This window comes from Streptomyces spororaveus (assembly GCF_016755875.1).
Lineage (GTDB): Bacteria > Actinomycetota > Actinomycetes > Streptomycetales > Streptomycetaceae > Streptomyces > Streptomyces spororaveus.
The window spans coordinates 5378209-5391538 of the sequence record NZ_BNED01000005.1; the positions used below are offsets into that span (position 1 = coordinate 5378209).

12 protein-coding genes are annotated in these 13330 nt (G+C 72.1%); 7 read left to right on the forward strand and 5 right to left on the reverse strand.

Annotated features, from left to right (window positions below):
• Positions 1–88: 88 nt before the first annotated feature.
• Positions 89–1582, reverse strand: a complete 1494-nt coding sequence (locus tag Sspor_RS26655) for a tetratricopeptide repeat protein (protein WP_237404037.1) — start codon at positions 1580–1582, stop codon at positions 89–91.
• 96 nt (positions 1583–1678) lie between these two features.
• On the opposite strand from Sspor_RS26655, the gene Sspor_RS26660 reads away from it, so the two are divergent.
• Positions 1679–3061, forward strand: coding sequence for an FAD-binding oxidoreductase (locus Sspor_RS26660; protein WP_202201382.1), 1383 nt, complete (start codon positions 1679–1681; stop codon positions 3059–3061).
• Positions 3062–3132: 71 nt separating this feature from the next.
• On the opposite strand, the gene Sspor_RS26665 is transcribed toward Sspor_RS26660, so the two are convergent.
• Positions 3133–3612 carry an SsgA family sporulation/cell division regulator gene (locus tag Sspor_RS26665; RefSeq protein WP_202201383.1) on the reverse strand — a complete coding sequence of 160 codons (480 nt, stop codon included), beginning with the start codon at positions 3610–3612 and terminating at the stop codon, positions 3133–3135.
• Positions 3613–3869: 257 nt separating this feature from the next.
• On the opposite strand from Sspor_RS26665, the gene Sspor_RS41165 reads away from it, so the two are divergent.
• Together Sspor_RS41165 and Sspor_RS26675 are read left to right on the forward strand one after the other, a co-directional pair.
• The gene (locus tag Sspor_RS41165) at positions 3870–5465 is read left to right on the forward strand and encodes an RDD family protein (protein ID WP_202201384.1); all 1596 of its coding nucleotides are present in this window, start codon (positions 3870–3872) and stop codon (positions 5463–5465) included.
• Between the two features lie 99 nt (positions 5466–5564).
• A complete protein-coding gene (locus Sspor_RS26675; protein WP_202201385.1) occupies positions 5565–6296 on the forward strand; it encodes an RDD family protein in 732 nt (243 codons plus the stop codon).
• Between the two features lie 90 nt (positions 6297–6386).
• Here the strand turns inward: Sspor_RS26675 and Sspor_RS26680 are convergent, their stop codons facing one another.
• Positions 6387–6692 carry a hypothetical protein gene (locus Sspor_RS26680; RefSeq protein ID WP_202201386.1) on the reverse strand — a complete coding sequence of 102 codons (306 nt, stop codon included), beginning with the start codon at positions 6690–6692 and terminating at the stop codon, positions 6387–6389.
• A 472-nt stretch (positions 6693–7164) separates the two neighbouring features.
• On the opposite strand from Sspor_RS26680, the gene Sspor_RS26685 reads away from it, so the two are divergent.
• Positions 7165–9519, forward strand: coding sequence for an immune inhibitor A domain-containing protein (locus Sspor_RS26685; protein WP_202203882.1), 2355 nt, complete (start codon positions 7165–7167; stop codon positions 9517–9519).
• A 112-nt stretch (positions 9520–9631) separates the two neighbouring features.
• Positions 9632–9934 (forward strand): hypothetical protein, encoded by a 303-nt coding sequence (locus Sspor_RS26690; RefSeq protein ID WP_033226620.1) that lies wholly within the window; start codon positions 9632–9634, stop codon positions 9932–9934.
• A gap of 7 nt (positions 9935–9941) precedes the next feature.
• On the opposite strand, the gene Sspor_RS26695 is transcribed toward Sspor_RS26690, so the two are convergent.
• Together Sspor_RS26695 and Sspor_RS26700 are read right to left on the reverse strand one after the other, a co-directional pair.
• Positions 9942–10547 carry a nicotinamidase gene (locus tag Sspor_RS26695; protein WP_202201387.1) on the reverse strand — a complete coding sequence of 202 codons (606 nt, stop codon included), beginning with the start codon at positions 10545–10547 and terminating at the stop codon, positions 9942–9944.
• 112 nt (positions 10548–10659) lie between these two features.
• A complete protein-coding gene (locus Sspor_RS26700; protein WP_202201388.1) occupies positions 10660–11988 on the reverse strand; it encodes a nicotinate phosphoribosyltransferase in 1329 nt (442 codons plus the stop codon).
• A gap of 167 nt (positions 11989–12155) precedes the next feature.
• Here Sspor_RS26700 and clpS point away from each other — a divergent pair, with 167 nt between their 5' ends.
• Together clpS and Sspor_RS26710 are read left to right on the forward strand one after the other, a co-directional pair.
• A complete protein-coding gene (clpS, locus tag Sspor_RS26705) occupies positions 12156–12470 on the forward strand; it encodes an ATP-dependent Clp protease adapter ClpS (RefSeq protein WP_030010601.1) in 315 nt (104 codons plus the stop codon).
• Positions 12470–13072 (forward strand): DUF2017 domain-containing protein, encoded by a 603-nt coding sequence (locus Sspor_RS26710; RefSeq protein ID WP_202201389.1) that lies wholly within the window; start codon positions 12470–12472, stop codon positions 13070–13072. The genes clpS and Sspor_RS26710 overlap by 1 nt, the downstream gene beginning before the upstream one ends.
• Positions 13073–13330: the final 258 nt, after the last annotated feature.

A 13330-nucleotide genomic window follows, 5' to 3' on the forward strand; every position in this document is an offset into this window, starting at 1 on the left:
CACGACACGGCCCGAGGGGGGCCCGGCGCCGCACCCGTTCCCGGGTGCGGCGCCTTCGTGTTCTCCGGGGTTCCGCCCCGTACCGCCGTCAGCGCCCCGTCGGCTTCGGGGACGGCGTCGGCGTCGGCTTCGCCGGCTTCGGGAACTCCGGTTCCACCCACGGCGCGGTCGGCCGGATGTTCTCCGGGCCTCCCGGCGCCGGCTGGGCGATCGACGCCAGGGCCTCCTTCGCCAGCGGCCCGCGCAGCGGCGAGAAGTGCGGGTTCGTCCGCATGGCCTCCTGGAGGTGCCGGCGGGCCGCCTCCTCGTCGCCGAGGCCCTGTTCGATCATCGCCCGGTGGTAGGCGAAGTCGGCGCTGCGCAGCCCCGGTTCCGTGGCCTTCTTCGCGTACTCCAACGCCGCCGCGTCCTCGCCCGCCTGGTGCAGCGCCCACCCCAAAGCGTCCGCGACCTGCACGCTCTTGTGCCGCGACCACTCCTGCGACAGGCGCCGTACCGCCGCCGCCGCGTCGCCGTGGTCCGCCTCGTACAGGCCGAGGACCACCGCGTCGTCGACCCCGTTCCTGCTGTCCCGGGCCGTCATCGTGGCCAGCGCGTCGTACTGGGCGCGCGCCTCCTGCCCCCGCCCCAGCGAGTCCAGCAGCTCGCCGAGCTCCCGCGCCAGCTGCGGCACCGCGGACCGGCCCAGCGCCATCCGGTAGTCCCGTACCGCCTCGCCGCCGCGACCCAGCGCGGCCAGCGCGCGGGCCCGCCCGCCGAGGGCCTCCGCCTGCGCCGGATCCGTGCGCAGCGCGCCCTCGTACTGCCGCAGCGCCTCGCCCGCGTCGCCCCGCTCCCAGGACAGCTCCCCGAGCCGGAACAGCGCGTACGCCTTCTCCGCCGGGGTCTTCGCCGCGCCCGCCGCGTGCTCCATCGCCACCACCGCGTCCTCGCGCCAGCCACGGTCCCGGTAGACCTGCGAGGCCCTGACGTACGCGGCCAGGCCCGGCCGCATGTCCAGCAGCAGCTCCATCGCCTTCTGCGCGCCCTTGTAGTCGCCGAGCCCGGTGTACGCGTCCACCAGCACCGGGTACGCCGTCCACCGCTTGGGCGCCTGCGCCCGGACGAGCTCACCCCACTTGCGGGCGGTCCCGAAGTCCCGCCGGGCGTTGGCCAGCGCGCCCATGCCCGTCATCGCGTCGAAGTTGCCCTTCTCGGCGGGGCGTACCTCCAGCGAGCGTTTCAGGGCCTTCTCCGCCTTCGGGAACCAGCCGGAATCGGCCGTCCGCCGTGCGTGTTCGAGGTACGCGGAGCCGAGCACGGCCCACGACGCGTCATCGTCCGGATGCGCCGCGAGCCACTTCTCCCGGTCCGCCACCAGCGCCGTCAGGTCCACCGCCGCCGCAGGCGCGCCCATGCCCACCGCCGACGCCGCACGCTCGCCCGGCTCCGGCGGCCGGGCGTCGTCAGCGGTCCTGGCGGGCCGGATCAGCAGGGCCCCGGCGATCAGGACCACGGCGACCGCGGCCGCCACGAGCGTCTTGCGGCCGGTGAAGGTCACGGGCGGCGCCGGCGTCTGCGATTCCTCGTCGATACGGTCCATGGGGTCACTGTGCGTCAATATGAAGAGCTCGCCGAGGTGTCCGAAGTGGAGCGCGGTCGTGTTCACACCGATGGCCCCGGCTGCCACGCTGGTCCCATGGATGACGATCTCTTCGCACGTCTGCGGGCCGGCCTGCTCGAAGGGCTCCCCGCCGAGGCCCTGCTCACCGATCCCCAGGTGACCACCTCCTACGCCACCGACATGGCCAGCTTCTGCGCCGCCGGCACCCCGGCCGCCGTCGTCCTGCCCCGGACCGTGGAACAGGTCCAGCACGTCCTGCGCACCGCCACCGCCCTACGGATCCCCGTGGTCCCGCAGGGGGCCCGCACGGGCCTGTCCGGCGGCGCCAACGCCTCCGACGGCTGCATCGTGCTCTCGCTCGTCAAGATGGACCGGATCCTGGAGATCAGCGCCGTCGACCGGATCGCCGTGGTCGAACCCGGCGTGGTCAACGCCGTCCTCTCACGGGCGGTCGCCGAACAGGGCCTGTACTACCCGCCCGATCCCTCCAGCTGGGAGCAGTGCACCATCGGCGGCAACATCGGCACCGCCTCGGGCGGCCTGTGCTGCGTCAAGTACGGGGTCACCGCCGAGTACGTGCTCGGCCTCGACGTCGTCCTGGCCGACGGACGGCTGCTGCGCACGGGCCGGCGTACCGCCAAGGGCGTGGCGGGCTATGACCTCACCCGGCTCTTCGTGGGCTCCGAGGGCAGCCTGGGCGTGGTCGTCCAGGCCGTCCTCGCCCTGCGGCCCGCGCCGCCCCGCCAGCTGGCGCTGGCCGCCGAGTTCCCCTCGGTCGCGGCCGCCTGCGAGGCCGTCTGCGCCGTCATGGAGGCGGGCCTGACCCCCTCGCTGCTGGAACTGATGGACCGCACGACCGTCCGGGCCGTCAACGCCCTCGGGAAGATGGGGCTGCCCGAGGCCACGGAGGCCCTCCTGCTGGCCGCCTTCGACACCCCGCACGCCCCCGAGGACCTCGCGGCCGTGGGCGGGCTGTGCACGGCCGCCGGGGCCACCGCCGTCGTGCCCGCCGAGGACGAGGCGGAGTCCGAACTGCTGCTCCAGGCGCGGCGGATGTCCTTCCCCGCGCTGGAGGCGCTGCGGCCCGCGACGATGATCGACGACGTGTGCGTACCGCGCTCGCGGCTCGGCGAGATGCTGGACGGCACGGCCGCCATCGCCCGCGCCCAGGACCTGCTCATCGGCGTCTGCGCGCACGCCGGGGACGGCAACACCCACCCGATCGTCTGCTTCGATCCCGCGGACGAGGACGAGACGCGGCGGGCCCGCGAGTCCTTCGGCGAGATCATGGCGCTCGGCCTCTCCCTGGGCGGGACCATCACCGGCGAACACGGGGTCGGTGTGCTGAAGAAGGAGTGGCTGGCCCGCGAACTCGGGCCGGTGGGCCTGGAGATGCAGCGGGCCGTCAAGCAGGCCTTCGACCCGCTCGGGCTGCTCAATCCGGGCAAGCTCTTCTGACGCCTCCCGGCGCGGCCCGCCCGGCGTGCGGTCGTGCCGAGTGCCGCTGCCCGGCGTGCGGTCGCCCGGCATCACAGGTCCCCGTCCGCCGACTCGTCCGACGGCCACGGGTCGCGCAGCCACAGGTCGTCGGCCGGGGTCGGGGTCAGCAGCTCGGCCAGCGCGTCGTCCAGGCCGAGGCGCTCGGTCTCGGTGCCGGGCGGAACCACGCGCAGGGTGCGCTCCAGCCAGGCCGACACGGAGCTCGCGGGGGCCTCCAGGAGGGCGTCGCCGTCGGGGGAGGTGAGCGCCATGCAGAGCACGGCCTTGTTGTCGACCTTCGTGGGCCAGACCCGGACGTCGCCGTGGCCGCAGGGGCGGAACACCCCCTCGACCAGCAGCTCACGGGCGAACGTCCAGTTCACGGGGGTGTTCGAGCCGGTGTGGAAGGTGATGTGGACGGCGTACGGGTCGTGCGTCAGGTAGAGGAGCCGTGCGGGGACGGGGATGCTGCGCTCGGGGGACAGGACCAGCTTCAGTTCCAGCTCGCGCTCGATGACGGGGTGGTGCATGACGGCCTCACTTCGGTTCGGTGCGCGGGGCCGGACGGGGCCCCACACCCGGAGAGAGCGGCAGTGTGCCCGGGTATGACGCGACTTCGGGCAGCGAACCGGAGATTGGCTTGTTTCTTTCGGCTGACCGAAAAGCATCGCGCAGGGTGACGTTCGCTCGTTTGCTTGGATTCTCCCGTTACCGGACCTGTCGGGGGGCGGTTCTTGGCTATGGTCCTCCCTTGCACAAGCCTCAAGCCACGATCGGAGTTGGGGACATGACGGCCTCCCCTGGTGACGGCGAGCACGCGGCCCGCGAGGGCTACTACCCGGATCCGTCCATCCCGGGGTACATCCGCTACTGGAACGGAGCGGCCTGGGTTCCGGGTACGAGCCGCCCTGCCCCGCAGTCGGCGCCCGCCGCGCAGGCCGCGCCCGCGCCCGCTCCCGTCGCCGCACCAGCCGCACCCGCCGCACCAGCCGCACCAGCCGCACCCGCCGTCCTCGGCGGGCACGCGCTGCGCGCGCAGGAGACGGGGCTGGTGTTCCTCGACGAGACCTCCATGACCGAGGCGCTGCCGGAGCCCGTTCCCGCCCCCGCCCCCGCCCCCGCCCCCGCACCCGCCCCGGCCCCCGCCCCGGCCGCCGTCGCCGAGGCGTTCGCCGAGCCCGTGGTGTGGCAGGCCGATCCCGTGCACCAGGCCGGCTTCGGCGGGCCCCGCGACCACCGGGTGTCCTGGGGCAGCACGCCAGATCCGGAACCCGCCGCGCATGCCGCTCCACAGTCCGTACGACGGCCTGAGCCCCAGCCCCAGCCCGAGCCCGAGCCCGTACCGGAACCGTCCCCGCGGTCGGCGGGCATCTCCCTGGCCCGTACCGCGGCCGCCGCGGCGGCGCCGGCCGCGGCCCCCTCGAGACTCCCCGGGCAGGCCTCCGCGGGGATCCTGTCAGTGCGGTCCCCGGCCGCCCAGACACCGGCTCCCGCCGCCGCTCCTGCCCCGGCCCCGGCGTGGCCCGACGCCCCCGGAGCCGGCCGCTCCGGGCTCACCTCCTCCTGGCCCGAGGCGGTCGCCGCCGCGCCGGCTCCCGCACCCGCGCCCGCGCGCCCCGCGCCGGCTCCCACCCCGGCGCACGAGCCCGCCCCCGCGCCGTCCCGGCCGCGTGCCGCCGCCCCCGCCGTGCCCGAGGCCCCGGCCGCCGACCGGCCCGAGGTGTGGGCGCCCCGCCCCGCCGGAGTGCGCCCGAGGATCACGCCGCTGCCCGAGGCGGCCGCCCCGGCGGAACCCCAGCCGCAGCCGCAGGGCCGGGAGCCCCGCGGGCCCGGGGAGGCCCGCCCGGGCGGCTCCGGCTCCCGCCCCGCGGGGGCCCGTACGCCCCGCGAGGTGTTCGAGCGCATGGCCGAGCGGGCCGTGCGCCCCGCCGGGCTGCCGCGCCGGGCCGTGGCCCGCGCCCTGGACTCCCTCGTCCACGCCGCCGTCGCGGTGGCCGTGGCCGTGCCCCTCCTCCCCGGCGCCACCGCCCACGTCGAGGCCAAGGTCGACGCCGCACGGGCGAGCGGGCGCACCACCACCGTCTGGCTCCTCGACGAGACCATCGCCGGCCGGCTGGGCCTGGTCCTCGGCGCCGTCCTCCTCTTCGGGATCCTCTACGAGGTGCTGCCCACCGCCCGCTGGGGCCGCACCCCCGGGAAGAAGCTGCTGGGCGTGCGGGTCCTGGCCACCGCCACCCTGTGTCCGCCCACCTTCGGCGCGGCCCTGAGCCGCTGGCTGGTGTACGCCTTCCTCGGCCTCCCGGGCAGCCTCTGGTGCCTTGTGGACCGCCCGCGCCGCCAGGCCTGGCACGACAAGGCGGCCCGCACGTACGTGGCCCGCTGAGCGCGTTCCGAGGGCCCCGACCCGGGCCCGGGCCCGCCCCTCCCCCCGAATGGACGCTGTCCCGTTGCGAGGGTGCCGGAGCCGGGTTCGACTCGGGCCATGAGCACCGACCAGCCGCCGGGCCAGCCGCCCGAGGACGACCCGTTCCTCAAGAAGCCCCAGGAACCGACGCCTCCGTCGGGCGGTTCGCCGTACGGCTCGCCGCCTCCCGGCAGCGGGGGTCCCCCGCCCCCGCCCGGAGGCCCGCCCGGAGGCGGGGGATACCCGCCTCCGCCGCCCCCGTACGGAGGCGGCGGCGGGGACCCGTACGGCGGGAGCGGCGGCTACGGCATGCCCGACCCGCTCGCCGGGATGCCCCCGCTCGCCGACTTCGGCAAGCGGCTCCTCGCGCGCATCATCGACATCGTGATCGTCGCCATCCCGCTGGCCCTCATCCAGCTGGCCTTCGGCACGGGCCGCTACCGGTTCGACACCAACCAGGGCGAGGACATCGGCGAGGTCTTCAGCAAGTCCTACAGCGGCAGCGGCCTGATCATGACCTTGATCTCGATCGTCGCGTACGTCGGTTACGACTGGTGGTTCACCAGGAAGAGCGGCCAGACCGTCGGCAAGAAGGCGATGAGCCTGCGCGTCGCGATGCTCAACGACGGCAGCGTGCCGAACTCCAACGCCTCGCTGACGCGCGCCGCCGTGCTCTGGCTGCCGACCCTGATCTGCTGCGCCTGCCTGTGGCCGCTCGCGCTGATCGTCTCCATCCTGGTCGACAAGCCCTACAAGCAGGGCCTGCACGACAAGGTCGGCAAGACCGTGGTGGTCCAAGCCATGCGCTGAGCCGTGCGGGCACGACCGAGACATGACGCATCGCCACGCGGGCGGCCGTCCCTCCGGGGAGGCCGCCCGCGTGGCGTGCGGCGTCAACGCTCAGTGGTGTACGGGGTGTTCGGCCGTCGCGGTCCGGGGCTCGGGCACCCGGGAGGCCTCTGTCGCGCCCTCCCGGGCCGCGGGGGACCCGGCGGACCGGGAGGCGCCCGTACGCGCCGCGTGGCGGCCACGGCGCCGCGGGATGGGTACGGTGAGCGCGACGAGCAGACCCAGGGCGAGCGCGGCGGCGGAGATGACCGCGACGCCGATCCCGGTGCTCGTCTGCGAGAGCAACAGCATGGCGATCGTCGACACGACGACCGTGGCGGACCCGTACGCGAGCTGTGCGGCAGTCGGACGCGGCATGGCGATATCCGTCCTCGGTGAGGGGAGGGGAGTCGGCTCAACCAGTTCGCGCGTCAAGTGACTCTATGACGGGAGATGCCCGAGTCCGACCGCCGGTAAGCGTGACCTAACACACGGTGCCGGAGCACGGGGGGCGCACGGGTTCATTTTCCGGGCGACAGCAGGGGGAGAAAGGGGGACGGGACGGACCACCGAGGGGGTCGGGAAGCGCCCTTCGCCCCGTATGGCTGCGGAACGTCCGGATACCGGAACTCCCTGACCGCATAGTGCAGTTGTAAGGGTCAAGTCAAGGTCTGTCTTTTCTTGCTTCCCTCCGGTCAAATGTCGTCACTTGAGACGCGCGCCGCGCGGAACCCCCCGCTCCTATGGAGAAGTTCCGACCAACGTTGCGGCCGCGGGAGGGGAACGACATCAAGTGACCAGCAATTCCGCCAGACGGCGTGCGATACGCGCTGCCGCTGTCACCGTGACCATGGCCGCTTGTGCGACAAGCGCCACCTTCTTCACCGTCACCGCGGCTCAGGCAGAGGGGAAGGCTCCGGCCGCCCCGGCGGCCGACCGGCAGGACCCGACCGCGCCCGCCAAGGTCGTCGAGCACGACCTCAAGGGCCCGTTCAGCGACCAGCAGGCCAAGCAGCGCGCTGCCGCCCTGGACCAGGTCCTGTCCGGTAAGAAGGGCGTCGAGCAGCGTGGCGCCTCCAAGGTCGTCAAGCTCGACGACAAGAAGTACGTCGAGCTCGGCCGGGAGAAGACCGACAAGATCTTCACGATCCTCGTCGAGTTCGGCGACCAGGTCGACAACACGACCATGTTCGACCCGGACGGCCCGGGCCCCAAGCCCGAGGTCCCCAAGTACGGCGGTACCCCCGGTCCGCTGCACAACACGATCGCCCAGCCGGACCGTGCCAAGGACAACAGCACCGCCTGGCGCAAGGACTTCAGCCGTCAGTACTTCCAGGACCTGTACTTCGCCACGGGTCAGGGCAAGGACTCCCTGAAGACCTACTACGAGAAGACCTCCTCGGGCCGTTACTCGGTCGAGGGTGAGGTCGCCGACTGGGTCAAGGTCCCGTACAACGAGGGCCGTTACGGCTCCAACTACTGCGGCCAGACCAACTGCTCCAACGTGTGGGACACCGTCAAGGACGGCGTCACCGCATGGTCGGAGGCCCAGAAGAAGGCCGGCAAGACCGACGCGCAGATCAAGGCGCAGCTGTCCCAGTACGACCAGTGGGACCGCTACGACTTCGACGGCGACGGCAACTTCAACGAGCCCGACGGCTACATCGACCACTTCCAGATCGTCCACGCGGGCGAGGACGAGTCGGCCGGTGGCGGCGTTCAGGGCACGACCGCGCTGTGGGCGCACCGCTGGTACGCCTACGGCACCGCGGCGGGCAAGACCGGCCCGGACAACAACAAGGCCGGCGGTACCCAGATCGGCAACACCGGCATCTGGGTCGGCGACTACACCATGCAGCCCGAGAACGGCGGCCTCGGTGTCTTCGCGCACGAGTACGGTCACGACCTCGGTCTGCCGGACCTCTACGACACCACCGGTGGCGGCGAGAACAGCGTCGGCTTCTGGTCCCTCATGTCGGCCGGTTCCTGGCTCGGCAAGGGCAAGGACTCCATCGGCGACCTCCCGGGCGACATGAACGCCTGGGACAAGCTCCAGCTGGGCTGGCTGAACTACGACACGGCCAAGGCCGCGACGAAGTCCACCCACAAGCTGGGTGTGGCGGAGTTCAACACCAAGGACAAGCAGGCGCTCGTCGTCGAGCTGCCGAAGAAGCAGGTCAAGACCGAGGTCGTCAAGCCGGCCGAGGGCTCCACCCAGTGGTGGAGCAACATGGGTGACGACCTCAAGAACACCCTGACCCGCTCGGTCGACCTGACCGGCAAGAAGTCCGCCGCCCTGTCCCTCAAGGGCTGGTGGGACATCGAGGCCGACTACGACTACCTCTACACCGAGGTGTCCACGGACGGCGGCGCCACCTGGACCGCGCTCGCCGGCACCGCCGACGGCACGGCCATCCCGGCCGACGCCTCCGGCAGCCCGTCGCTCACCGGTGTCTCGGGTGCCTGGAAGAACCTGAACTTCCCGCTCGACGCCTACGCGGGCAAGAAGGTCGACCTCCGCTTCCGCTACCAGACGGACGGCGGCGCGGGCGGCAAGGGCTTCACGGCCGATGCCATCTCCCTGACCGCGGACGGCTCCGCGCTGTTCACCGACGGCGCCGAGAACGGCGACAACGGCTGGACCGGCAAGGGCTTCTCGCGGATCGGCGGCGACTTCTCCAAGGAGTACGCGCAGCGCTACATCGCCGAGAACCGCCGCTACGTCTCGTACGACTCCACCCTCAAGGTGGGCCCGTACAACTTCGGCTTCGGCAACACCAAGCCGGACTGGGTCGAGCACTACCCGTACCAGGACGGTCTGCTCATCTGGCAGTGGGACACCAGCCAGAAGGACAACAACACCAGCGTCCACCCGGGCCAGGGTCTGATCCTGCCGATCGACGCCAACGCCAAGCCCATGAAGTGGGCGGACGGCACGCTGCTCCGCAACAAGATCCAGCCGTACGACGCCACCTTCAGCGCGTACTCGACGGATGCGTTCACGATTCACAAGAACGGTGAGTCGCTGTTCCTGAAGCCGAAGCCCGCGAACCTGGTCTTCGACGACCACAAGGGCAAGTACTACTACGACGAGAACCCGACCGGATCGGTGAAGGTCACTGACACCAACACCAAGATCAAGATCCTGAAGGAGACCTACGACGGTGAGGTCATGACCGTCGAGGTCGGCCCCTCCTCGAAGTAACTCGGTAAAACCGCAGGTCAAAGCATGATCGGCCGTCGCCCTCTAGCGGGCGGCGGCCGTTCGCGTTTAGATGCCCGGTACGAGTTTCTTATTGACGGGGGAGATGACAGCGATGCCAGGCGGCGGTTTCGTGAGATTGCCGGGCGGCAGTGTGGTGGTGGCGCTCACACTGCCGAGGCCGTCCGGAGAAGGTGGAAATGTCCGCGTGCTGGTGCACGCCGCGAACCGGGCCCGCGCCCTGACCAGGCTGCGGAACCTCGGAATGCGGGCGGTCTACCTGCGGGGCAACGCGCACCCGCCGACGCCGGACGAGGTGACGGCCGTCCTGCACCATCCGGACGGCCTGCTGTGGCGCGGCGCCCCGGACCGGGCGCAGGAGCTCTGGCACCCCATCCGGGCCCTCCTGGGCACCTAGGGGGCGCCTAGGCGGGAGTCTGGTCGGCCTGACCGCCGACGAGCTTCACACCGGCCGTGCGGAGCTCGTCCAGGGCCCGTGCGGTGGTGTGCGGGGCCACGGCGGCGGTCAGGTCCAGCAGGACGCGGGTGCCGAAGCCGGCCCGGGCGGCGTCGAGGGCGGTGGCCTTCACGCAGTGGTCGGTGGCGATCCCGACCACGTCCACCTCGGTGACCTGCCGGTCCCGCAGCCACTGGCCGAGGGTGGTCCCGTTCTCGTCCGCGCCCTCGAACCCGCTGTACGCGGCCTCGTACGCACCCTTGTCGAAGACGGCCGAGACCGCTCCCGAGGCCACGGCGGGGGCGAAGTTCGGGTGGAAGCCCACGCCCTCGGTCCCGGCGACGCAGTGGACGGGCCAGGAGGTCTCGTAGTCCGGCTCGGCCGGCGGGTGCGCGAAGTGCGACCCGGGGTCGACGTGGTGGTCGCGGGTGGCGACGACGTGCCGGTACCCGGCCGTGGCCTGCCCGATCAGCTCGGTGACGGCGGCGGCGACGTCGGCTCCGCCGGTGACCGCGAGGCTGCCGCCCTCGCAGAAGTCGTTCTGTACGTCGACGACGATCAGTGCGCGGTGCATTTCGCGTGCCCTTCGGCTTGATGGTGTGCTGCGGCGGGCCCTGCGGGGGGCTCTTCCCCCACCCCGCCCCTTCCCGAAACTGGGGCGGAGCCCCGGCAGCGGACCCGCGGGGTCAGACGTACTCCGTCGGGATCACGGCCTCGCCGCGCGAGAGCTGCGTCGCGGACAGCGGCAGGCTCGCGCGGGCGGCGCGGTGGCGGTCCCGCGCGGCCTCCAGCGGCTCGCGGGCGATCACCTCGCCGGCCTTGACCAGCTGGGTCAGGAGCTGGTGGTCGGCCAGGGCGGCGGGGACGGGTCCCACGCCGATCACCTCCGCCTCCGCGACCCCGTCCGCGTCGGGGCGGCGCGCCGCCCACTTGCGGCCGCCGATGGAGGTCTTGCCGCCCGAGGACTTCTTCGCCACCGGGGCCAGCGCCGCCTTGGGGTCGGCCGAGGTGGCCCTCGCGACCAGCTTGTAGACCATCGAGCACGTCGGGTGCCCGCTGCCGGTCACCAGCTGGGTGCCCACGCCGTACGCGTCCACCGGGGCCGCCGCCAGCGAGGCGATGGCGTACTCGTCGAGGTCCGAGGTGACCACGATCTTCGTCGAGGTCGCGCCCAGCTCGTCGAGCTGCTGCCGTACCCGGTGGGCCACCAGCAGCAGGTCACCGGAGTCGATCCGGACCGCTCCCAGCTCCGGTCCGGCGATCTCCACCGCCGTACGGACCGCCTCGGCCACGTCGTAGGTGTCCACCAGCAGGGTGGTGCCCCGCCCCAGCGAGTCCACCTGCGCGGTGAAGGCGTCCCGCTCGCTGTCGTGGACCAGGGTGAAGGCGTGCGCGCTCGTGCCGACCGTGGGGATGCCGTACCGGAATCCGGCCGCCAGGTCCGAGGTCGAGGTGAAGCCGCCCACGTACGCGGCCCGGGAGGCGGCGACGGCCGCCAGCTCGTGCGTACGCCGGGCGCCCATCTCGATCAGCGGGCGTCCGCCCGCCGCCGAGGACATCCGGGAGGCGGCCGCGGCGATCGCCGAGTCGTGGTTCAGGATCGACAGGATCACGGTCTCCAGCAGCACGCACTCGGCGAAGCTGCCTTCCACCCGCAGGACGGGGGAGCCGGGGAAGTAGACCTCCCCCTCCTGGTAGCCCCAGATGTCGCCGGAGAAGCGGTACGAGGCCAGCCAGTCCAGCGTCCGCATGTCGACGACGGCCCGCTCGCGCAGGAATTCCAGCACCGCGCCGTCGAAGCGGAAGTTCTCCACCGCGTCCAGCACCCGGCCGGTTCCGGCGATCACCCCGTAGCGGCGCCCCTCGGGCAGCCGCCGGGTGAACACCTCGAAGACCGAGCGTCGGTCGGCGGTGCCGTTGGCCAGGGCGGCCTGCAGCATCGTGAGCTCGTAATGATCCGTGAAGAGCGCTGTCGACGGCACGTCCACCGGCAGGCCCAGGTCCGCAGGGTTCATGGCTGGGATGCTAGCGCACATTTCGTCAAACTGACGAGATGTAGGTGTCGATCGTGCGCCCGGGCCGTCGGGAGGAGCGGGAACCCTCCGCGGTGCGGGCCGCGGTCCGCACCGCGGTCGTGGCCGCGCGGCCACTGTTTGGGCGGCGGCGCGGTCGAGATGGCAGCATGGGACGAGTGAGTGTTGCTCCTGTTGAGATCGAACGCACCGAATCCGCCGAAGAGACCTTTGCGGTCCCCGAACCCGACGTCCCCTGGGTGACCCTGGTGCACAACGACCCGGTCAACCTCATGAGCTACGTGGCGTACGTGTTCCAGGCGTACTTCGGCTACTCGAAGGACGTGGCACACAAGTTGATGCTCGACGTCCACCACAAGGGGCGGGCGGTCGTCTCGAGCGGCACCCGCGAAGAAATGGAGCGCGACGTGCAGGCCATGCACGGCTACGGCCTGTGGGCGACCCTCTCCCAGGACCGCAACTGATGGGCGGCACCTTCGAGTCCCTGAAGGGCGGCGGCGCCGCCATCGCGCTCGACGAGATCGAGATCTCGATCCTGCGCTCCCTGTCCGTCCAGTTGCTGGAGCTGATCGGGCCCGGCGAGCCGGAGCCCGCGGAGGACGCCGACCCGCTCGCCGCACTGTTCGCCGAGGGTCCCTCGGAGCCCCCGTCCGACCCGGCGCTGGCCCGGCTCTTCCCCGACGCGTACGGGGACCCCGACGGGGCCGGTGACGAGGGCGTGGACCCCGAGGAGACCGCGGCCCGCTCGTCGGAGTTCCGCCGCTTCACCGAGAACGACCTGCGCGCCCGCAAGCGCGAGGACGCGCTGGCGGTCGTACGCAGCCTGGACGGACTCGCGCCGGCCGGTGACGGGGCGGCGGTGCTGGAGCTGTCCGGCGAGCTGCCGCTGCGCTGGCTCGGCGCGCTCAACGACCTGCGCCTGACCATCGCGGCCCGCCTCGACATCACCGAGGACGACGAGAGCGCGATGCTGTTCCGGCTGCCGGACGAGGACCCGCGCAAGCCGATGGTGATGGCCTACCTCTGGCTCGGCGGTCTCCAGGAAACCTTGATCGAAACCCTCTGAGAATCCTCAAGAGGGAACACTGTTCGCTCAGCGGACGCTCAAATCCGGATAACGATCAGATCACCGCCATGCGGTGATCTGATCCATTTACATGGCTTTGGGGTGAATTTTTGATGCCCCGCGCCACATTTCTCCCCCTCCGGCAGCCGTAAGCACGTGATAAATCTTCACGACCGCCGCAGGGACGCCACCCATGTCTCCCGGCCCGCTTGAACCGGCAGACCGCCGGGTGCAACTCCATCCGTATCCGGGGGGATC